Origin of the sequence: Burkholderia sp. BCC0097 (genome assembly GCF_902832985.1) — a bacterium.
Lineage (GTDB): Bacteria > Pseudomonadota > Gammaproteobacteria > Burkholderiales > Burkholderiaceae > Burkholderia > Burkholderia orbicola.
Window position 1 is genome coordinate 37,732 of the sequence record NZ_CADFDM010000015.1, and the last position, 20,830, is coordinate 58,561.

Here is a 20,830-nt window from a genome sequence, read left to right on the forward strand (position 1 = left end):
CATGAAAGCGCAAATTTCGACATGACAGAATGGCCCGGACGCCCTGCTTGCCTCGGCGTCCGGTGCCCGGCCTCCCGCCGGCGGCATCAACACACACAACGCGCGCACCGACGCGCCTGCCGCACGACGGCGCCTTCCGCCCCTCGGAGGAGACAAGTCATGAATCCGCTTCACGCGCTGCCGGCGTCCGCGTCGGCAACGGCCCGGCGCACCCGCGTGCGCTGGCTGGTGCTGGCCGTCCTGTTCGCGGTCACGACGATCAACTACGCGGATCGCGCGGCGATCGCGATCGCCGGCCCGAGCCTCGCCCGCGCGCTGCATATGAGCCACGTGCAGATGGGCTTCATCTTCTCCGCGTTCGGCTGGTCGTACGTGATCGCGCAATTGCCGGGCGGCTGGCTGCTCGACCGCTTCGGGTCGCGCATCGTCTACGCATTCAGCATCTTCTTCTGGTCGCTGTTCACGCTGCTGCAGGGCGGCATCGGCTTCTTCGGCGGCGCGGCCGCGTTCGCACTGCTGTTCGGGCTGCGCTTCCTGGTCGGCGCGGCCGAGGCGCCGTCGTTCCCGGCCAACAGCCGGATCGTGTCCGCGTGGTTCCCGGCGCCCGAGCGCGGCACCGCGTCGGCGATCTTCAACGCCGCGCAGTACGCGGCGACCGTCGTGTTCGCGCCGCTGATGGGCTGGCTCGTGCACGCGTTCGGCTGGCAGTCGGTGTTCGCGGTGATGGGCGTGCTCGGTTTCGCGTTCGTGCTGGTGTGGAACCGCACGATGTACGACCCGAAGGACCATCCGACCATCAACCGCGCGGAACTCGACTACCTCGCCGAAGGCGGCGCGCTCGTCAACATCGACCAGACGACGGGTGGACGCGACGGCGGCCCGTCGCTGCGTCACGTGAAGGCGCTGCTGCGAAACCGGATGCTGGTCGGCGTGTACGTCGCGCAGTACTGCATCAACGCACTCACCTACTTCTTCATCACGTGGTTCCCCGTTTATCTGGTGCAGGCGCGCGGGATGTCGATTCTCAACGCGGGGCTCGTCGCATCGATCCCGGCCGTGTGCGGCTTCCTCGGCGGGATTCTCGGCGGCATCGTGTCCGATGCGCTGCTCAGGCAGGGCCGGTCGCTGTCGGTCGCGCGCAAGGTGCCGATCGTGATCGGCATGCTGCTGTCGATGTCGATGATCGTCTGCAACTACACCGATTCGCACGTGATCGTCGTGGTGTTCATGGCGCTGTCGTTCTTCGGCAAGGGGCTCGGCGCGCTCGGCTGGGCCGTCAACGCCGACACCGCGCCGCGCCAGATCGCCGGCCTGAGCGGCGCGCTGCTCAACACGTGCGGCAACCTGTCCAGCATCACGACGCCGATCGCGATCGGCTATATCGTCGATCGCAGCGGCTCGTTCAACGGCGCGCTCGTCTATGTCGTCGCGCACGCGCTCGTCGCCGTGATCTGCTACCTGTTCGTCGTCGGCGAAATTCGCCGCGTCGAGCTTCAATGAACGGCGCGGGCCGCGCCGGCGCACCCCGCGGCCCGCACGCCACCGGAACCAGGAGCGAACCGATGTCCGAACCCAGCCGTGCCGGCACCCCGCGCGTCACGCGCATGCAGGTGATTCCCGTCGCCGGCCGCGACAGCATGCTGCTCAACCTGTGCGGCGCGCACGCGCCGTATTTCACGCGCAATCTCGTGATCCTCGACGACAGCAGCGGGCATACGGGCGTCGGCGAAGTGCCGGGCGGCGAAGGCATCCGCCACGCGCTCGAGCGCATGACGGATCTCGTCGTCGGCCAGTCGATCGGGCGCTACCAGGCGACGCTCAACGCGGTGCGCGCGGCGCTGTCCGGCGCGGGCGCCGGCGCCGGCCGCACGATCCGCCACGAAGTGACGTCGGCCGGCGAGGCGGCGGTGCTGCGCCAGCCGCACGAGATCAACCTGCGGCTCGACAACGTGATCACCGCGATCGAAGCCGCGCTGCTCGACCTGCTCGGCCAGCACCTCGACGTGCCGGTCGCGGCACTGCTCGGCGAAGGCCAGCAGCGCGACGCGGTGCCGATGCTCGCGTATTTGTTCTACATCGGCGACCGGCGCCGCACCGATCTGCCGTTTCGCGACGAGGCGCAGGCGCGCGCCCCGTGGTTCCGGCTGCGCAACGAGGCGGCGCTCACGCCGGCCGAGATCGCGCGACAGGCCGAAGCCGCGGTCGAGCGCTACGGTTTCGCCGATTTCAAGCTGAAGGGCGGCGTGATGGCCGGCGCCGACGAGATGGAAGCGATCGCGGCGATCAAGGCGCGCTTTCCCGACGCGCGCGCGACGCTCGACCCTAACGGCGCATGGTCGCTCGACGAGGCCGTCGCGCTGTGCCGCGGGCAAGGCCACCTGCTCGCGTATGCGGAAGATCCGTGCGGGCCGGAAGCCGGCTATTCGGGCCGCGAGGTGATGGCCGAATTCCGCCGCGCGACGGGCATCCCGACCGCGACCAACATGATCGCGACCGACTGGCGGCAGATGGATCACGCGGTGCGGCTGCAGGCGGTCGACATCCCGCTCGCCGATCCGCATTTCTGGACGATGCAGGGCTCGGTGCGGCTCGCGCAGCTGTGCCGCGACTGGGGGCTCACGTGGGGCTCGCACTCGAACAATCACTTCGACGTGTCGCTCGCGATGTTCACGCATGCGGCGGCGGCCGCGCCCGGCACGATCACCGCGATCGACACGCACTGGATCTGGCAGGAAGGCGACGCGCGGCTCACGCGCGAGCCGCTCGCGATCGTCGGCGGCAAGGTGGCCGTGCCGGAACGGCCGGGGCTCGGCATCGAGCTGGACATGGCGCAGGTCGAGGCCGCGCATGCGCTGTACAACGCGGTGGGTGGGACGGCGCGCGATGATGCGGTGGCGATGCGTTATCTGGTGCCGGGGTGGACGTATGATCCGAAGCGGCCGAGTTTGGGGCGGGTTTAGGGCGGGGTGGCGGGACGGCGGGCGCGTGGTGGTTGCCAAACGCGGGAAACGGTCGCATCCTGCCCGCTGCCTTGATCGGCCCGCGTGGCGGACGGTCGGGCGCCCCATCCATCCGCAACAGAACGCCCTCCATGACGTCATCCGCTCCGACACCGCGGCAGATCATCGTCTTCGTGCTGTATTCGGTGCTGTGCCTGCCCGCGAGCATGACCGTCGCCGGGTATGTCGCGACGCGGATCACGCGCAACGTATCGAATTTCGAAGGCGGCGCGGGCTATGCGGCGCTGTGGTGGATCATCATTCTGACCTGCGCGTTCTATGGGCTGTCGATCGCCATCTGCGCGCTGCTGCGGAAGAGGACCGCGGTGCTCGCGGTCATGATGGCGGGGTTCGCCGTGTTGGCGGTGCCGACGTTCAGGGTGATTTACGAGTTGGCGACCTAGCGCATCGGCCAAGGCCCCGCGGAAAAACAAAAAGGCCCGATCTTGCGATCAGGCCTTTCGAATTCCGTTGGTGGAGCGGAGGAGGATCGAACTCCCGACCTTCGCATTGCGAACGCGACGCTCTCCCAGCTGAGCTACCGCCCCATCAGTCAACTATCATACACACGCATTTCTGCGCTTGGCAATAGGGGGTTGAATCGCCCCTGAAACCTTACTTCGACGGCGCGCCGGCCAACACCCATTCGACCACCGACCGGACGTCGGCGTCGCTCATGCGCGGATGCGCCGGCATCGGAATCGCGCCCCACACGCCCGAGCCGCCGTCCTTCACCTTCTTCGACAGCTTCGCGACGGCCTGCGGATCGGACTTGTAGCGCGCGGCGATATCCTTGAACGACGGCCCGACGAGCTTTCGGTCGACCGCGTGGCAGCCCATGCACGCGTTGCTGCGCGCGACTTTCAGGCCGTCGCCGACGTCCGCGTGCGCGACGCCCAGCGTGCCGGCCACGAGCGCCGCGGCCGCGGCGCCGTGCATCATCCATCGTTTCATCTGCCCGCCCGTCATTGCGCCTTCGCCTTCGGATTGCCCGGATGCACGTTCGACGAATTCGAGATCGGCGCGGGCGGCTGCAGCGGCGCGGACTGCACCGATGCGTCGGGCACCGCGCCGACCGTCGCGCTGTCCGCCGGTGCGGCAGCCGCCTGCGCGCCGGATGCGCCGCTCGCGGGCGACGTGTCCTGCAACGCCTGCGCGTCCTGCGGCTTCACGTACTGGAACACCTTCACGACCTTCTCGACGCCCGGCACCTGGCTCGCGGCTTCCGCGCCGCGATTGCCTTCGTCCACCGTCACGAGGCCCATCAGGTAAAGATTGCCGCGTTCGCTGACGACCTTGTAGTAGTTCGCCGAGATGCCCTTCGTCGCGATCAGCTCCGACTTCACGCGCCCTTCGAGGTACGAGTCGTTCGCGCGCGACGAGAGCGACGACGCCGGCTCGACCGACAGCTCGTTGACGATGCCGTTCACGTTGTTGATGCCGCGCACGAGTTCCTCGGCGCGCTGCTTCGACGCGTCGTTCGGGACTTCGCCCGTCAGCAGCACGCGGCGGTTGAACACCGTCACGTTCACGTGCGACTGGTCCGGCAGCCCGTTGTTGATCTGCGTGAGCGACTTGACCTGGATCTCGCGATCCTCCGTCTGCGCGCCGAGCGTACGGCGATCGGTCGCGATCAGCGCGCCGCCGCCGGCCGCGGCACCCACGACCCCGAGCACACAACCCTGCAGCGACACGGCGAGGCCCGCCGTCAGCGCGGCGAGCAGCGTGGTTCTGACGAGCGTCTGTTTGACGCGGCTTTGATTCATCGACGGCTCTCCTTCGTTCAATCCTCACCCAGCAGCATCGCGTCGATGCCGTCGCACAGGCTGTGGATGGTCAGCAGATGGACTTCGTGGATGCGCGCCGCGCGAACGGCGGGCACGCTGATTGGAATATCGGTGTCGGACAGCGCGGCCGCGACCGTGTGGTCGTTGCCACCCGTCAATGCGACGACCGTCATCTCGCGCTCGTGCGCCTCGTCGATCGCCGCGAGCACGCGCGGCGATGCGCCACCCGCGTCGAGCACCAGCAGGATGTCGCCCGTCTGGCCCAGCACACGTACCTGCTGCGCGAACAACTGGTCGGCCACCGCCGCGCCCGCGAGGCCGGCCTGCGACGCGTCGGTGGCCAGCGCGATCGCGGGCAGGCCCGGACGTTCGCGCTCGAAACCGCCGACGAGCGACGCGGCGAGGTACTGCGCGGCGGCGGCCGACGGGCCGTCACCGCACGCGACGATCTTGTTGCCGTTCGCCAGCGCGGCGAACATCGCATCGACCGCGGCTGCGATCGGCAGCGACAGCGCGTCGGCCGCTTCGGCGTGAAGCGCGGCGCTGTCGCGGAATTGTTGCTGAATACGTTCGACTGACATCGATTCCTGGTGAACTGGGCGCTTGGCACAACGTGGCACCACTCGCGCGACATCGTGGGTGCGGCGAGTTTACCGTACTCCGGCGCCCTCTCCGGGGGTCCGGCAAGAACTCTTTACATCTCGTCACAGCTCGCGGCTACGCATCGTCGGTACGAAATGCATCGCGCAGCCACGCAAGCCGTCCGGCCTCGAACGCGACGACGTCGAAACGGCACGCGGCGCCGGCGCCGTGCCGCGACCAGAACTGCAGCGCGGCCGCGATCAGACGCCGCCGCTTGCGCCAGCCGACGCTCGCGGCCGCGCCGCCATGCCGCGTGCTGCGCCGCGCGCGCACTTCGACGAACACGAGCATGCCGTCGGGCTCGCGCATCACGAGATCGAGCTCGCCGCCGCGCATCGTCACGTTCGCGGCGACGAACCCGAGGCCATGACGCTCGAGAAACTGCCGCGCGCGCTGCTCGAACGCCGCGCCGACCGGTTTGGATCGCGCCGCGCCGGAAAAGTTGTCGCCCGAAGGCGGCCGACCGCGCGCGCCCTCCGGCCGGGCCGGCGCCGCGTGGCACAATGCCGTCCTTGTTCCGTTCGTGCCGCGACCGCGTGCATTGCCTGCCATGACTGCCCTCCTCGAACTCGCGCATACGCAGCACTACCCGGACGCCACGCTCTACGTGGTCGCCACGCCGATCGGCAATACGGCCGACATCACGCTGCGCGCGCTGCACGTGCTCGGCCTCGCCGACCGCATCGCGGCCGAAGACACCCGCAACACGGGCCAGCTGCTCGCCCGCTACGGGATCTCGAAACCGCTCGTCGCCGTGCACGAGCACAACGAACGCGAAGCCGCGCAGCGCGTGATCGAACTGCTGCGTGGCGGCGAACGCGTGGCCTACGTGTCGGACGCCGGCACGCCCGGCATCTCGGACCCCGGCGCGCGGCTCGTCGACGCCGTGCGCGCGGCCGGCTTCCCGGTGGTTCCGCTGCCTGGCGCAAGCGCGGCCGTGACCGCGCTGAGCGTGGCCGGCGACTGGGCCGGCGCGTTCACGTTCGCGGGCTTCCTGCCGCCGAAGGCGAAACAGCGTGCGACCGCGCTGCAGGCGCTGGTGTCGCACCCGTATGCGCTGGTGTTCTACGAAGCGCCGCACCGGATCGCCGAAACCGTCGCCGCGCTCACCGAAGCGTTCGGCCCCGCGCGCCGGCTGCTGATCGCGCGCGAGCTCACCAAGCTACACGAGCAGTTGTTCCAGGGCACCCTGGCCGAAGGACAGAGCTGGCTCGCCGGCGATGCGAACCGGCAGCGCGGCGAGTTCGTGCTGGTGGTCGAAGGCGCGCCGGCGGCCAGCGGCGAAGCCGACGACACCGCGCACGACGCGCTGCTCAGGCTGCTGCTGGAAGAGGTGCCGGTGAAGAGCGCGGCGAAGCTCGCGGCCGCGCTGACGGGCGCATCGCGCAGCACGCTGTATGCGCGTGCGCTCGTGCTGAAGGAAGGCTGACGCGCGACGCCGCCGCGCGGAAACGACAAAGGGCTGCCGGAAGGCAGCCCTTTGCGCATGAGCGGACGATCCGCCGGGTTATTTCGCCGGTTACTTCGCCGAGATCGACGCGAACATTTCGTCGCGGGCCTCGCGCGCTTCCTGCGGCGACAGCCCTTCGATCTTCACGCGGCCCGTGCCGGCGTGCACGAGACCGATCACCTTGGCCGCCGCATACGACAGGTCGAGCACGCGGCCGCGCTTGAACGGTCCGCGGTCGTTGACCTTCACGACGACCCACTTGCCGGTCGATGCGTTCGTCACCTTGATGTAAGACGACAGCGGCAGCGTGCGGTGCGCGGCGGTGAACGCGTTCATGTTGAAGCGTTCGCCGTTCGCGGTGCGGCGGCCGTGAAAATCCCGCCCGTACCACGACGCGCGGCCGCTCTGGCGGAACTCGGACACATCCTTGCCGTCGATCGGCTCGGCGTCCGCCAGCGACGACTTCTTCGCGTCCTTGCTGTCGGCGGCCGGCATCGATGCCAGCGCGGAATCGAAACTGAGCGGCTGCTTGTCGTCGTCCGCCTTCGCGGCGGCGGCCGTCTTGTCGACGGCCTTCTTCTGGTTCACGCTGCCGGTGGTCTGGCTGGATGGCACCGCACAGCCCGTCAGCGCAAAAAACAATGCAATGGTTCCGAATCGGCTCGGAAAACGTAAATTCATCGACGTGTCGCCTTCTGGTTCGGGCCGCATCGATACAACGCTGCTTCACAACGCAGAGATGCGGCCCGGACGGCAAATGCGTGCACGCCCCGCTCGAATGCGAGCAGGCGGCTAGCATGGGCGCGGCCTTCGTCCTGGCCGCAACCGTCCTGATTAGCTTTCACGTCTGGCGCAACCTGTCCCCAACAGCCTGACCAGACCCCACATGCCGCCATCGAACATGGCTTCACGTTCGCGCGCGTCGATACGACCAACGCACAGGAACGGCGGCACAGGCCTCATCCGGCGGCGCGGCAGCAGGGCCGCAGGCGGGCGCGCAGCACCCGGCCGGACAAGACGTGAGCACCGAATGTTCGGTGCTGGATACACCGCCGGACTCCCCGGCGGCCGATGCTTGACGGTGAATCGAACGCCTCGTTTAACGGGGCCGAAACACCAGCGAATTGCGTGAAATTCACGTGCAATGGGGCGCATTATACATAAATCAAAACCTTGTCTCGAAAAGCACCCCCGGCGCACCATTGATTCTCGCTATGGCTGTAACAATCGACATGCTCCGGGAATGCCCTCATCCGCGCGCCGCAGCATGCATCGCACGCCCGGCAGCCCGCACGCGCCACCGGTACAATCGCTCCTTTTAGCCGCCGGTGCACCCATGAAAGTCACGCTCATTCCGGTCACGCCGTTCCAGCAGAACTGCTCGCTGCTCGTCTGCGAGAAGACGGGCCGCGCCGCCGTCGTCGATCCGGGCGGCGATCTCGACCGCATCGAACAGGAAGTCGCGCGGCAGAACGTGCAGGTCGAAAAGGTGCTGCTCACGCACGGGCACATCGATCACTGCGCGGGCGCGAAAACGCTCGCGACGCGCTACGGCGTGCCGATCGAGGGGCCGCAGGAAGAGGAACGCTTCTGGATCGAGAAGCTGCCGATGCAGAGCGAGCGCTTCGGCTTTCCGGCCGCCGACGTCTTCGAGCCCGACCATTGGCTGAACGACGGCGACACCGTGCAATTCGGCGACGAGACGCTCGAGGTCTATCACTGCCCGGGCCACACGCCCGGCCACGTCGTGTTCTTCAGCCGCGCGCATCGCGTCGCGATCGTCGGCGACGTGCTGTTCGCGGGCTCGATCGGCCGCACCGATTTTCCGCGCGGCAATCACGAGGATCTCGTCCGTTCAATCAAGGAAAAGCTGTGGCCGCTCGGCGACGACGTCACGTTCGTGCCCGGCCACGGCCCGGTGTCGACGTTCGGCGACGAGCGCCGCACGAACCCGTTCGTGTCCGACAAGGTATTCGGATGAACCAGACCGCCATCCCGGAAATTTACGTCAGCACCGACGTCGAGGCCGACGGCCCGATTCCCGGCCCGCACTCGATGCTGAGCTTCGCGTCGGCCGCCTATACCGAGGACAAGCAGCTGATCGCGACGTTCTCGGCGAACCTCGAGACGCTGCCCGGCGCGCACGCGCACCCGGTGCAGGAAGCCTGGTGGAAGACCGAGCCGGAAGCCTGGGCCGCCTGCCGGCGCGATCTGCAGGCGCCCGAGGCGGCGCTGGTCGCCTACGTCGAATGGGTCGAGGCGCTGCCCGGCAAGCCGGTGTTCGTCGCGATGCCGGCCGGCTTCGATTTCACGTTCATGTTCTGGTACATGATGCGCTTCGCGGGGCGCTGCCCGTTCTCGTGGTCGGCGCTCGACATCAAGACGCTCGCGTTCGCGATGACCGGCCTGCCGTACCGCAAGGCGATCAAGCCGCGCTTTCCGAAGCACTGGTTCGACGACCATCCGCACACGCACGTCGCGCTCGACGACGCGATCGAGCAAGGCGCGCTGTTCTGCAACATGCTCGCCGACCTGCGCCGGCAGCAGGCCGCGCTCGCGGGCCTGGCCGTGTCGGATACCGATCGGTCGGAAAGCGCGGGGGCGGGACAAAATCCCACGGATCCACGAGCAAATTAGCGAATCTCGCTCAATGGCGCGTCGCCAGATTGCCTTTCCTTTCCCGGCCCTCTAACATTCAGCGTGTTGTAGCTGCCGCATGGAGGCGCAGGTGACGCTCGATTCCTTTTCGCAAAAAATCCTTCGCCTGTTGCAGCTCGACGCGCGCCGTTCCGTTCAGGAAATCTCCGACCAGGTCGGGCTGTCGAGCACGCCGTGCTGGCGCCGCATCAAGGACATGGAACAGTCGGGCGTGATCCAGCGCTACACCGCGCTGCTCGATCGCGAGAAGCTCGGCCTGCACGTCTGCGCGCTCGCGCACGTGCACCTGACGCGCCACAACGAAGGCGGCGTCGAGCAGTTCGAGCGCGAGATCGCCACCTGTCCGGAAGTCACCGAGTGCTACAGCACCACCGGCGAAGCCGATTACATCCTCAAGATCGTCGCGCCGGACATCAAGGCCTACGACGTGTTCCTGCACGAACGCATCTTCAAGATCCCGGCCGTGTCGCAGGTGCGCACGAGCGTCGTGCTGCGCGAAATCAAGTTCGACACGCAACTGCCGCTGTAACACGCGGGCCGGCCCCTGCGGCGGGCCGCGTTCGCGGTTGCCGGCGGCGGTTGCCGACGGCCGCTGCCGGTCACGTCGGCGCGGGCAGCGTGCGCGTGAAGCTGATCCGGCGTGCGCCGAACTCGCGCTTCAGCGTATCGATGTCGAGCCGGCCGGCCAGCGCCGCATCGGTGTCGCGCGGATCGCTGTCGAGCGTCACGTCGACCTCGAGCCCCGTACTCAGGTAATGCAGGTTGATCGCCGCCGCGCGCAGCCCGCGCTGCGCGAGCGCGGCCTCGAGCCGCGCCGCGAGCTCGCCGCGCGGCGGCAGCGCGAGCGCCGGACGGCGCGCCGCGTCGTTCTCCGGGTCGACGTGGATCAACGCATCGAGCACGCGCGGGTCGGACAGCACGCGCGCCCGCGCGGTCTCGGCGATGTAATGCCCTTCGGAGACGGAGATCTTCGGATCGACGAGGATGTGCGCATCGACGAGCGCGGCATCGCCCATCTTGCGCGTGCGCAGATCGTGCACGTCGCGCACGCCGGGCGTCGCGACGAGCAGCGCGCGGATCTCGGCCGTGTCGGCCGTATCGAGCGCGCGGTCGGAGAGGTCCTGCAACGCGTCATAACCGAACGTCCAGCCCATGCGCGCGACCATGAAGCCGACGATGGCCGCCGCGATCGGGTCGAGCAACCTCACGCCGGCCAGGCTGCCGACGATGCCGATCGCGACGACGAGCGACGATGCGGCATCCGAACGCGCATGCCACGCGTTTGCGACCAGCATCGCCGAGCGCACGCGCCGTGCTTCGCGCAGCATGTAGCGAAACAGCGCTTCCTTCGACACGAGCACCGTCAGCGCGACGACCAGCGCGGAAAAATGCACGGCCGGAATGTTTTCGAGATTAACGAGGCGGTCGCCGGCACGCCAGAGCATGCCGATGCCGACCGCAATCAGGATCGCGCCGAGAAACAGCGACGCGACCGTCTCGTAGCGGCTATGGCCGTAATTGTGGTCGGCATCCGGCGATGCGCCGCTATGCCGATTCGCAACCAGCACGACAAAATCCGAGATCAAATCGGAAATCGAATGCACGCCGTCGGCAATCAATGCCTGCGAATGCGCAATCACGCCGACGGCAATCTGAAATGTCGCAAGCACGACATTCAGGACAATACTGACGAGCGTGCTCTTGCGCGCAACTGCGTGCTTATCTGCACTCTGCGCATCGCCGGAAAACGTGGACATGAAATATGAGATATCGGTGTGCGGTACGCAATTCTATCAAAGCTGCCGCGCAAGCCCTTCCAATACCCACAAATTTCTCATTTAAATCAATCGCTTATACGAACGTGTCGCATTTTCATTCACACGGCATGCTTACATTTTCATGACACCGCCGATGAGCTCGCCGGTGTCCGGAAAACAAAAAAGCCGCGCTCCTCGACGGACACGCGGCTCTTTTGAAGAGCGGGCAACCTAAACGAACGTTTAAATCGCAAACTGCTCGCGGTTCTTGCCTGCGATCCAGCGCGGCGGCTTGCCGCGACCCGACCACGTCGCGCCCGTTTCCGGATCGCGGTACTTTGCCGCCACGCCTGCGCGCGGACGACCGACCTTGCCGGCCTTCGCGCGGCTGAGACCGAGTTCGGCGAGCGAAAAGCCATAGTCGGCAATTTTCTGCTTCACGTCATTCAGTACTTCAGCGTATTCACGCGACTTCGCTTCTTCGATTTGCTTCTCCAGCTTCTCCCGCTGGGCCAGCAGGTCCTTGTAAGAAGACATAGTTTCCCTTTCTATCTGATCAATGGCGCCGGTCTGCAGCCAGCTCACCATTCCATGAAATATATGTGCCTCGGATTTTCGAAGGCAGAGATTAGCACAAAAAAGATTTGATAGAAGCGAGATTCACGAAAATCCCGAGACTCATTGTAATTCGCACATGTCATTTTGACCGGTCACGGCCTTTTCTCAAATTTTCACGCTCCTACATAGAGATTAGGACATTAGTGATTGGCTATTAGGCCTATCAACATACGCAATTACCCTGCATTCGATAAAATCAAAGCTTTCATCAGACGACAGTTTTGCGAAAACGACATGACGTGGTTTGCTAAACGGACAAATCACTGACCCGCGACGTCACGTCACATCCTTTGCGCAGGCGATCAGCCGCTCGCGCAATGCACCTGTATCGGCGGACGGCGACTCGAACGGCGTGCGCACCCGGCGGCCGTCGCATCGCCAGTCGGCGCCATGGCGATCGACGCCGAGCAGGTCGAGCCCGTCGCGGTGTGCGTCGCCCGCCTCGTAGGCGTGCCACAGCGCCTGTTCGTCGTCGAACGCGAGCGGCGGCAGCATATCGAGCTGCGTGCCCTCGACCCAGCCCATTCGCCCGAACCCGCCGATATAGCGCAGCCGCTCGATCTCGAGCGCCCAGAACGCGAAATCGCCGAGCGCGAGATAGCGCGCCGCGTCCGGTTCGTAGCGCAGATAGCGCGCGGTGACGTGCGGATCGTCGCCGAGCGGCACGAACCGGCCCAGCAGCGTCGCGCGCTCGGCGTTCAGGACATCGCCGTCGCTTGCATCGACGACGAGGAAACCCGCGCGCGGATCGGCGACGAGATTGCGTGTGTGCTCGGCCAGGCCGCTCACCAGGATCACCGGCCGATGGCTTGCATCGGGTGCAAACGGCACGACGGTCGGATACGGAAAGCCCTGCGGCTCCCGCGTATGGGTGGCGAGCGTGCCGAGCGCGCAGCGATGCAGCAGATGCAGGGCGAAGGCGGGATCGATGTTCAAGCGGACTCCTGCGGTCGAAAGGCGGCGCGTCGGGCATGCCGCATGCGCGTTGATGTTACCCGCTGGCGCCGCGCGCCGCGCATCGGCCGAACGGCCGGCGCGCGGCAGGAACGTAAGCGGTTCGATAGAATCGGACAAATCCGACGGGCGCCGTGTGCGCCCGCGCATTTTCCTGACGAGCCTTCCGTGTCCGAATCCTCTTCCCCCGAATCGTCGTCCCCGTTCGCCGCGCCGCCGGACGCGCATCGCGTCCTGCCGCTGCCGGCCCGCCAGCGCGCGCGCACCGCGTCGATGGCGCTGTTCTTCGTCGCCGGCATGATGTACGCGTCGTGGGGCGTGCACGTGCCGACCGTGCGCGACAAGTTCGCGCTGAGCCCCGGGCTGCTGTCGATCGCGCTGTTCGCGGTCGCCGGCGGGTCGATCGCCGCGATGCTGACCATCGCGCGCTGGATCGCGCGCGTCGGCTCGCGCACCGCGTGCCTCGCCGGCGGGCTCGTGATGTCCGCGTGCGCGGCGCTGATCCTCGTCGTGCCCGACTACTGGATGCTGCTCGCGGTGCTCGCGCTGTTCGGCTTCTCGATGGCGACGCTCGACGTCGCGATGAATGCCGAGGCGAGCGCGGTCGAAATCGCGCTCGGCAAACCGATCATGTCGTCGCTGCACGGGATGTTCAGCATCGGCGGGATGGGGGGCGCTGCGGCCGGCGGCGCGCTGCTGTCGGCCGGCATGGCGCCGGCCGCGCATCTCGCGCTCGCGGCGGCGGTGGGCGCCGCGGTGCTCGTGGCCGCGAGCCCGGCCGTGCTGCCGCACGTGCCGCATCACGAACAGGCGCACGGCGGCGGCAACCGCTGGCGCTCGCCCGCGTTGTGGATGCTCGGCGGCATCGCGCTGATCGCGCTGATCGCAGAAGGCGCGATGTACGACTGGGCGACGGTCTACATGCGTGACGTGGTCGCGGCGAGCCCCGCGCTCGCGAGTGCCGCGTATGCGGCGTTCTCGGGCGGGATGGCCATCGCGCGCTTCGCGGGCGACGCCGTGCGCGCCCGCTTCGGCGCGCCGCAGCTCGTGTTCGCGAGCGCGTCGCTCGCCTGCGCGGGGATGATCGGCGCGCTGCTGCTGCCGTATTCGGCCGCGGTGCTGACCGGTTTCACGCTGATGGGCCTCGGGCTGGCCAACATGATGCCCGTGCTGTTCGCGGCCGCGGCGCGCGTGAAAGGCATCCACGCGGCCGAAGGGCTCGCGCACGTGGCCGGGCTCGCGTATTTCGGACTGCTGTTCGGTCCGGTCGCGATCGGCGCGGTCGCGCAGGCGTCGAACCTGACGGCCGGCCTGTCGGTCGTCGCGCTGTGCGCGGCGCTCGTCGCACTGGTCGCGCCGAAGGTGCTCGCGCACCTGAAGATCTGAGGGCGCGGCAGCGCACGCCGACCCAAAAAGAAAGCGCGCATGCGTTGCCGCATGCGCGCTTTCACCCTCCTGTCGACCGCTTGTCGATCGCTCGTCGCGTTACATCTTCACTTCGTCGAGCAGCGACTTCTTGCCGCTCTTGTAGTTGTACAGCGAGATCACGCCGTGCTGCAGGTCGCCCTTCGAGTCGAAGGTCGTCGTGCCGATCACGCCCGTGTACTTCGTCGCCGGCATCGCCGCGAGGATCTTGTCCGGGTCCGTCGAGTTCGCGCGCTTCATCGCGTCGGCGATGATGTACACGGCGTCATACGTGAACGGTGCGTAGATCTGGATCGGCTGGCCGAAGCGCTTCTCGTACTTCGCCTTGAACGCGTTGCCGCCCGGCATCTTCTCGAGCGAAGCACCGGCTTCCGAGCACACGATGTTGTCGGTCGCGTCGCCGGCCAGGTCGGCCAGCTTTTCCGTGCACACGCCGTCGCCCGCGAAGATCTTCGCGCGCAGGCCGAGCTGCTTCGCCTGTTTCGCGAACGGGCCGCCGGTGGCGTCCATGCCGCCGTACATGATCGCGTCCGGGTTTTCGCCCTTGATCTTGGTCAGAATCGCGCGGAAGTCGACCGCCTTGTCGTTCGTCGCGTCATGCGACATCACCTTCAGGCCGAGCGCCTTCGCCTTCTTCTCGAACTCGTTCGCGAGACCTTGGCCGTACGCGGTCGAATCGTCGACCACCGCCACGCTCTTGATGCCCTTCGAGTGCGCGTAGTTCGCCAGTGCCGGGCCCTGCTGCGCATCGGTCGCCACCACGCGGTACGTGGTCTTGAAGCCTTGCTGCGTGTACGCGGGGTTGGTCGCCGACGGCGAGATCTGCACGATGCCCGCATCGCTATAGATCTTCGAGGCCGGGATCGACGTGCCCGAGTTCAGGTGGCCGACCACCGCGACGACCTTGTCGTCGACGAGCTTCTGCGCAACCTGCGTCGCCTGCCGCGGGTCGGCGGCGTCATCCTGCGGGTCGAGTTGCAGCGTGATCTTCTGGCCGCCGATCGTGAGGCCCTTCGCGTTGATCTCCTCGACTGCGAGACGTGCGCCGTTTTCGTTGTCCTTGCCCAGGTGTGCAATGCCGCCCGTCAACGGCGCGACGTGGCCGATCTTGACGACTTGATCGGCGGACGCGTTGCTTGCAGCTGCAGCGCACAGCATCGCTGCCGCGGTGATCGGCAACAGCTTTTGCATCTTGATATTCATGTAAGTCTCCAGTTCGGTCCCAAAAAACGCCATCGCCCGGTGCCCCGCTGCCATCCCCGTGTTTCAATCACTGGACGATTCGCCGGTTGCATCGTTCATGCACTTGGCCTCAAGCACGTGAAAACAGCCGCTTTTAGCAGCCGCCCGCTCGTACTTGCGCGCAAGTGTAGGTGATCAAATTAATTTGTGGGACTTTTTTAGGATAGTGGTAACACTACCGATATGCGCGCTTTGGAGGGATGACTCGAATGGCGCTGCAAGCCCCGACGGATAAGGGTTTCCGCTAGTTCCAGCACACTCTGGAAAGGTCGTTTCAATCGATTCGCGCGGGCATTTCGATTCGGTATTTTGTGCCCGCGATCATTGAATGAAACGCGCGTGACAGCACGCGCGTTTCGTCGTCGGATATCAATCGTTCCGGCGGTTGAAGCAGCGTTCAGGCAGCCGATGCGCGCCATTCCGCATCGAGCGCGGCGACCAGTTGCGACGTCGTCAGCGCATCGCCGCGCCGCCGCGCGAGCGGCGCGCCCTGGCCGGCCCACAGCGACAGGTAGTCGCCGTCGTTCGCGCGCGCGGCGGCCTGGCGCAACGGCTGGGTCAGCGCATTCTGCACCGGATACGGTGGGACGTCGGCCACGTGCTCGCCGAGCCGCGCCATCAGCGCGTTGCGCAGACCGCGTGCATGACGGCCGGTGATCGCGCGCGTGACCTGCGTCGACGTATCGGCGCTCGCGAGCAGGCGTGCCTTCCAGTCCGCGGCGATCGCGCTTTCCGCGCACGTGAGGAACGCGGTGCCGAGCTGCGCGCCCTGCGCGCCGAGCGCCAGTGCGGCCGCGATGCCGCGGCCGTCCATGATGCCGCCCGCGGCGAGCACCGGCAGGCCGGTCGCATCGACGAGCTGCGGGACGAGCGCGAACGTGCCGATCAGCGCGTCCTCGGCGGAACCGATGAAGGTGCCGCGATGGCCGCCGGCCTCGGCGCCCTGCGCGGAGATCGCGTCGGCGCCGGCCGCCTGCCACGCGAGCCCTTCGGCGACGTGCGTCGCGGTGCCGATCACATACGTGCCGGCGGCTTTCAGGCGGGCGACGTCGGCCGCGTCGAGCACGCCGAACGTGAAGCTCGCGACCGGCACGCGCAGCGCGACGAGCGCATCGAGCTGCGCGCGGAAATCAGGCGCGTAGCGCGCGGGCGCCGTGCCCGGCGGCAGGCCGAGCGCGGCGTTCAGCGGGTCGATCGCCGCGAGTGCGCGCGCGACGGTCGCCGCGTCCGGCGCGGCGTCATCGGGCAACACGAACAGGTTGATCGCGAACGGGCGATCGGTCGCCGCGCGGATCGCGGCGACTTCAGCCTCGATACGCTCGGGCGCGAGCGCGCCGGCGCCGAGGCTGCCGAGCGCACCGGCATTCGACGCGGCGGCGACCATCGCGGTCGTGGTCGCGCCGACCATCGGTGCCTGCACGAGCGGCAGACGCAGGCCGAAGCGTTCGGAAAAGGGCGTGGAAAACGAGCGAACGGACATGGCGAATCCTTCGATGACGATGCGCGAAAGCGCTTTGTAAAGGCCGACACATCGACTCTATCGAAGCGGCGCGGCGCCGAAAAATGAATAATCGAGATCGAAACGATCGCTGCGCGAGAAGCGCCCGCGTGCGCTGCAGCACCGAACGATTGGTGGCACACTAGGCCGCCCTCTTTTCACCCCCGGGGCGCCTCGCGCACCCCGCACGCCAGGAGTTCAGAACGTGACTGCCCAATGGATCGACATCCCGACCGGTAACGACAGCTTCGGCGGCTATCTCGCACTGCCCAAGCGCGGCAAGGGCCCTGCCGTCATCATCATCCAGGAGATCTTCGGCGTGAACGCGCACATCCGTGCGGTCGCCGACCAGTACGCGGCCGACGGCTTCGTCGCGCTCGCGCCCGACGTGTTCTGGCGCACGCAGCCGCGCGTCGAGCTGACCTACGAAGGCGCGGATCGCGACAAGGGCATCGAGCTGATGAAAAAGACCGACGTGGGTCTCGCGGTCGCGGACATCGGCGCGGCGGCCGACGCGTTGCGCGCCCGCCCCGAAGTGGCCGGCAAGCTCGCCGCGATCGGCTACTGCTTCGGCGGCCAGCTCGCGTACCGCGCGGCCGCAACCGGCAAGCTCGACGCGGCGGTGTCCTATTACGGCGGCGGCATCCAGAACGCACACGACCTCGCCGGCCAGGTCACGCAGCCGATCCTGTTCCACTACGCGGAAAACGACCACGGCATTCCGCTCACCGCCGTCGACCAGGTGAAGGCCGCGTTCGCCGGCCACGGCCATGCGTCGTTCCATGTGTACCCGGGCGCCGAGCACGGCTTCAACTGCACGGACCGCGCGTCGTACAACCAGCGCGCCGCGGCGCTCGCGCACGGCCGCACGCTGACCTTCCTCGCCGAGCATCTCTAAAAAGGCCCGGCCGCGGGCCCGCCACGCCGGGCTCGCGTTATGCTCGCACCATCGCCACGAGTCACAACGGGGGTGACCGCGATGCACTCGGACTATCTCGCGCATGACGCAATCGGCCTCGCCGCGCTCGTGCGCGACCGCCAGGCCAGCCCGCGCGAACTGCTCGACGCCGCGATCGGCCAGGCCGAAGCGGTCAACGGCGCGATCAACGCGATCGTGCTGCAGGACTACGAAGCCGCGCGGGAACGTGCGGCGGGCGCGCCCGAACCCGGCGCCGCCACGCCGTTCGCGGGCGTGCCGTATCTCGTCAAGGATCTCGGCGCGGCGGTCGCCGGGCTGCCGTTGTCGATGGGCAGCCGGCACTACCGCTACTTCGTGCCGGCCGACGATTCGCCGGTGATCGCGCGCAGCCGCGCGGCGGGCCTGAACGTATTCGGCAAGACCAACACGTCCGAGATCGGCCAGATGCCGTACACCGAACCGGCACTGTTCGGCGCGTGCCGCAATCCGTGGAATCTCGATCACACGCCCGGCGGCTCGAGCGGCGGCGCGGCGGCGGCCGTCGCGGCCGGCATCGTGCCGCTCGCGCATGCGTCCGACGGCGGCGGCTCGATCCGCATTCCGGCGTCGTGCTGCGGGCTGTTCGGCCTGAAGCCGAGCCGCAACCCGGTGCTGGTCGACCTGCCGTCGAACGGCGAGCTCGTCGTCCAGCACGCGGTGTCGCGCAGCGTGCGCGACAGTGCGCTGCTGCTCGACGTGACGACCGGCCAGACGCTGCCGCCCGGCGCGCCCGGCACCTTCCTCGGCGCGCTCGATACGCCGCCCGGCCCGCTGCGGATCGGCCTCGTCATCGATCCGATGCTCGCGCCGGCGCTCGCCGACGACACGCGCGCGGCGCTCGACGACGCGGCCGCGCTGCTCGAATCGCTCGGCCATCACGTCGAGCCGGCGACGCTGCAGATCGACTATGCGCGCGCGGCCGAAACCTTCCTCACGCTGTGGGCGACGATCGCCGAGGACATGGTGCTCGGCGCGCGCGAACTGACCGGCCGCACGCCGCGGCGCGGCGAATTCGAGGCCGCGACCTGGGCGATGGCCGTGGTCGGCCGGCGGCTCGCGCGCACCCGCCTGCCCGACGTGCTCGAATGGCAGCGCCAGCTCACCGTGCAGGTCGCCGGTCTCGTGTCGCGTTACGACGCGATCCTGTGCGCATCGCTCGCGGGGCCGCCGGTGAAGATCGGCGAACTGCAGCCGACGCCGTTCGAATCCGCGCAGATGAAGCTCGTCGCCGCGCTGCCGGTGAAGCCGCTGCTGAAGGAGATGCTGGCGAAATCGTCGGAGAAGGCGTTCGCGTGGGCCGGCTGCACCGAGCTGTTCAACCTGACCGGCCAGCCGGCGATGTCGGTGCCGCTGTACTGGAATGCGCGCGGGCTGCCGATCGGCGTGCAGTTCGCCGCGCGCCACGCGGACGAAGCGTTGCTGCTCCGGCTCGCGCGGCAGCTCGAACAGGCGCGGCCGTGGTTCGACCGCCGTCCGCCGCTGATGCAGGCGCAGCGCTGATTCAGCGGCTTCCGCCACGCCGCATGCGCGGCGCTTCACGATAAAAAAGCCCCGCCGGCGCAAACCGGCGGGGCTTTCACGCATGCAGCCGCGTGACGGCGCTTGTTACACCGCGAGCCGTTCGCAGATCGTGCGCGTTGCGACCGCCAAGTTCAGCGTGTAGAAATGCAGCCCCGGCACGCCCGCGTCGATCAGGCGCTGGCACAGGCTCGTGACGACGTCCGCGCCGAACGCGCGGATCGACTCGCGATCGTCGCCGAAGCTCTCGAGCCGGCGCGCGACCCAGCGCGGCACTTCCGCGCCGCACATCTCGGAGAAGCGCATCAGCTGCGAGAAGTTCGTGATCGGCATGATGCCCGGCACGATCGGCACGTCCACCCCCAGCTTGCGCGCATCGTCGACGAAGCGGAAATACGCGTCCGCGTTGAAGAAGTACTGCGTGATCGCGGAATTCGCGCCGGCTTTCACCTTGCGCGCGAAATTCTCGAGATCGGCCTTCGGCGAGCGCGATTGCGGGTGGTACTCCGGGTAGCCGGCGACCTCGATGTGGAACCAGTCGCCATGCTCGGCGCGGATGAAGCTGACGAGCTCGGACGCATAGCGCAGCTCGCCGACCTCGCCCATCCCCGACGGCAGGTCGCCGCGCAGCGCGACGATGTGCCGGATGCCGTGCGAGCGGTACTGGTCGAGGATCGCGCGCAGGCTGTCGCGCGACGAACCGATGCACGACAGGTGTGGCGCGGCCTCGAGGCCGTCCTTCTGCATGTCGAGCACGGTATCGAGCGTGCCCTGCTGCGTCGAGCCGCCGGCGCCGAACGTCACGGAGACGAATTTCGGCTTCAGCGGCAGCAGCTGCGCGCGCGTGGCGCGCAGCTTTTCGACGCCGTCCGCCGTCTTCGGCGGGAAGAATTCAAACGAGAGTTCGATCGGTTTCATGATTCGATGGGGTTGGGCCAGCGCCCGCTCGCCCTCAGCCGATGTCGCGCTGGCCGAAGATCAGGGCGGACAGCAGCCACGACACGATGCTGTACAGGATCGAACCGAAGAACGCGGACCAGAATCCCGACACCTCGAAGCCCTTCAGCAGCGACGACGCGAACCAGAAGCACAACGCGTTCACGACGAGGATGAACACCCCGAGCGTGACGATCGTGACGGGCAGCGTCAGCAGGATCAGCACCGGCCGGATCACCGTGTTGATCAGCCCGAGCACGACCGCGATGATCAGCGCGGTGCCGAAGCTCTTGATGTGGATCGACGGCACGAGGTACGTGATGATCAGCAGCGCCAGCGCGTTGATGACCCAGGTGAGAATGACGCTCATGGAGGGCTCCGGTTCGGT

22 protein-coding genes and 1 tRNA gene are annotated in these 20,830 nt (G+C 67.6%); 10 read left to right on the forward strand and 13 right to left on the reverse strand.

Going from position 1 to position 20,830, the window contains the following annotated elements; genetic code table 11:
- The first annotated feature begins 21 nt into the window (after positions 1-21).
- From HWX07_RS34655 to HWX07_RS34665, 3 genes are all read left to right on the forward strand, one after another.
- Positions 22-1,500, forward strand: coding sequence for an MFS transporter (locus HWX07_RS34655; RefSeq protein ID WP_347879196.1), 1,479 nt, complete (start codon positions 22-24; stop codon positions 1,498-1,500).
- 62 nt (positions 1,501-1,562) lie between these two features.
- Positions 1,563-2,960 (forward strand): enolase C-terminal domain-like protein, encoded by a 1,398-nt coding sequence (locus HWX07_RS34660; protein WP_175879272.1) that lies wholly within the window; start codon positions 1,563-1,565, stop codon positions 2,958-2,960.
- Between the two features lie 131 nt (positions 2,961-3,091).
- Positions 3,092-3,403, forward strand: coding sequence for a hypothetical protein (locus tag HWX07_RS34665; protein WP_175879273.1), 312 nt, complete (start codon positions 3,092-3,094; stop codon positions 3,401-3,403).
- A gap of 68 nt (positions 3,404-3,471) precedes the next feature.
- On the opposite strand, the gene HWX07_RS34670 is transcribed toward HWX07_RS34665, so the two are convergent.
- From HWX07_RS34670 to HWX07_RS34690, 5 genes are all read right to left on the reverse strand, one after another.
- Positions 3,472-3,547: transfer RNA gene (locus HWX07_RS34670), tRNA-Ala, on the reverse strand.
- 67 nt (positions 3,548-3,614) lie between these two features.
- Positions 3,615-3,968 (reverse strand): c-type cytochrome, encoded by a 354-nt coding sequence (locus HWX07_RS34675; protein ID WP_175879274.1) that lies wholly within the window; start codon positions 3,966-3,968, stop codon positions 3,615-3,617.
- Complete coding sequence (locus HWX07_RS34680; RefSeq protein ID WP_175879275.1) at positions 3,965-4,765, reverse strand: BON domain-containing protein; 801 nt, start codon at positions 4,763-4,765, stop codon at positions 3,965-3,967. Before HWX07_RS34680 ends, HWX07_RS34675 begins: the two co-directional genes overlap by 4 nt.
- Before the next feature lie 17 nt (positions 4,766-4,782).
- Positions 4,783-5,367 (reverse strand): SIS domain-containing protein, encoded by a 585-nt coding sequence (locus HWX07_RS34685; RefSeq protein WP_175879276.1) that lies wholly within the window; start codon positions 5,365-5,367, stop codon positions 4,783-4,785.
- A 136-nt stretch (positions 5,368-5,503) separates the two neighbouring features.
- The gene (locus HWX07_RS34690; RefSeq protein ID WP_175879304.1) at positions 5,504-5,932 is read right to left on the reverse strand and encodes a YraN family protein; all 429 of its coding nucleotides are present in this window, start codon (positions 5,930-5,932) and stop codon (positions 5,504-5,506) included.
- A 46-nt stretch (positions 5,933-5,978) separates the two neighbouring features.
- Between HWX07_RS34690 and rsmI the strand changes: the two genes are divergently transcribed.
- Positions 5,979-6,857 (forward strand): 16S rRNA (cytidine(1402)-2'-O)-methyltransferase, encoded by an 879-nt coding sequence (rsmI, locus tag HWX07_RS34695; RefSeq protein WP_175879277.1) that lies wholly within the window; start codon positions 5,979-5,981, stop codon positions 6,855-6,857.
- 90 nt (positions 6,858-6,947) lie between these two features.
- Here rsmI and HWX07_RS34700 read toward each other — a convergent pair whose 3' ends face one another.
- Complete coding sequence (locus HWX07_RS34700) at positions 6,948-7,559, reverse strand: septal ring lytic transglycosylase RlpA family protein (RefSeq protein ID WP_012327720.1); 612 nt, start codon at positions 7,557-7,559, stop codon at positions 6,948-6,950.
- Between the two features lie 655 nt (positions 7,560-8,214).
- Between HWX07_RS34700 and HWX07_RS34705 the strand changes: the two genes are divergently transcribed.
- From HWX07_RS34705 to HWX07_RS34715, 3 genes are all read left to right on the forward strand, one after another.
- Positions 8,215-8,859, forward strand: coding sequence for an MBL fold metallo-hydrolase (locus HWX07_RS34705; RefSeq protein WP_175879278.1), 645 nt, complete (start codon positions 8,215-8,217; stop codon positions 8,857-8,859).
- Positions 8,856-9,515 carry an exonuclease gene (locus tag HWX07_RS34710; RefSeq protein WP_011546691.1) on the forward strand — a complete coding sequence of 220 codons (660 nt, stop codon included), beginning with the start codon at positions 8,856-8,858 and terminating at the stop codon, positions 9,513-9,515. The genes HWX07_RS34705 and HWX07_RS34710 overlap by 4 nt, the downstream gene beginning before the upstream one ends.
- A 79-nt stretch (positions 9,516-9,594) precedes the next feature.
- Entirely contained in the window at positions 9,595-10,065 is a 471-nt protein-coding gene (locus HWX07_RS34715; RefSeq protein ID WP_006477376.1) for an Lrp/AsnC family transcriptional regulator, read from the forward strand.
- 70 nt (positions 10,066-10,135) lie between these two features.
- Here the strand turns inward: HWX07_RS34715 and HWX07_RS34720 are convergent, their stop codons facing one another.
- The 3 genes from HWX07_RS34720 to HWX07_RS34730 form a co-directional block, all read right to left on the reverse strand.
- Positions 10,136-11,293, reverse strand: a complete 1,158-nt coding sequence (locus HWX07_RS34720; RefSeq protein ID WP_175879279.1) for a cation diffusion facilitator family transporter — start codon at positions 11,291-11,293, stop codon at positions 10,136-10,138.
- 243 nt (positions 11,294-11,536) lie between these two features.
- Positions 11,537-11,830, reverse strand: a complete 294-nt coding sequence (locus tag HWX07_RS34725; protein WP_006491875.1) for an H-NS histone family protein — start codon at positions 11,828-11,830, stop codon at positions 11,537-11,539.
- Positions 11,831-12,187: 357 nt separating this feature from the next.
- On the reverse strand, positions 12,188-12,847 hold the full coding sequence (locus HWX07_RS34730; RefSeq protein WP_175879280.1) for a pyridoxamine 5'-phosphate oxidase family protein: 660 nt from the start codon (positions 12,845-12,847) through the stop codon (positions 12,188-12,190).
- A 186-nt stretch (positions 12,848-13,033) separates the two neighbouring features.
- On the opposite strand from HWX07_RS34730, the gene HWX07_RS34735 reads away from it, so the two are divergent.
- A complete protein-coding gene (locus HWX07_RS34735; RefSeq protein ID WP_175879281.1) occupies positions 13,034-14,251 on the forward strand; it encodes an MFS transporter in 1,218 nt (405 codons plus the stop codon).
- Between the two features lie 99 nt (positions 14,252-14,350).
- On the opposite strand, the gene HWX07_RS34740 is transcribed toward HWX07_RS34735, so the two are convergent.
- On the reverse strand, positions 14,351-15,493 hold the full coding sequence (locus HWX07_RS34740; RefSeq protein WP_012327715.1) for a branched-chain amino acid ABC transporter substrate-binding protein: 1,143 nt from the start codon (positions 15,491-15,493) through the stop codon (positions 14,351-14,353).
- A 436-nt stretch (positions 15,494-15,929) separates the two neighbouring features.
- The gene (locus HWX07_RS34745) at positions 15,930-17,012 is read right to left on the reverse strand and encodes a nitronate monooxygenase (protein ID WP_175879282.1); all 1,083 of its coding nucleotides are present in this window, start codon (positions 17,010-17,012) and stop codon (positions 15,930-15,932) included.
- A gap of 223 nt (positions 17,013-17,235) precedes the next feature.
- On the opposite strand from HWX07_RS34745, the gene HWX07_RS34750 reads away from it, so the two are divergent.
- Both HWX07_RS34750 and HWX07_RS34755 read left to right on the forward strand, forming a co-directional pair.
- Positions 17,236-17,928, forward strand: a complete 693-nt coding sequence (locus tag HWX07_RS34750) for a dienelactone hydrolase family protein (RefSeq protein WP_175879283.1) — start codon at positions 17,236-17,238, stop codon at positions 17,926-17,928.
- An 81-nt stretch (positions 17,929-18,009) separates the two neighbouring features.
- Complete coding sequence (locus tag HWX07_RS34755) at positions 18,010-19,488, forward strand: amidase family protein (protein ID WP_175879305.1); 1,479 nt, start codon at positions 18,010-18,012, stop codon at positions 19,486-19,488.
- Between the two features lie 105 nt (positions 19,489-19,593).
- On the opposite strand, the gene metF is transcribed toward HWX07_RS34755, so the two are convergent.
- On the reverse strand, positions 19,594-20,424 hold the full coding sequence (gene metF / locus HWX07_RS34760) for a methylenetetrahydrofolate reductase [NAD(P)H] (protein ID WP_175879284.1): 831 nt from the start codon (positions 20,422-20,424) through the stop codon (positions 19,594-19,596).
- Between the two features lie 34 nt (positions 20,425-20,458).
- Complete coding sequence (locus HWX07_RS34765) at positions 20,459-20,812, reverse strand: phage holin family protein (protein ID WP_006477367.1); 354 nt, start codon at positions 20,810-20,812, stop codon at positions 20,459-20,461.
- Between the last annotated feature and the right edge of the window lie 18 nt (positions 20,813-20,830).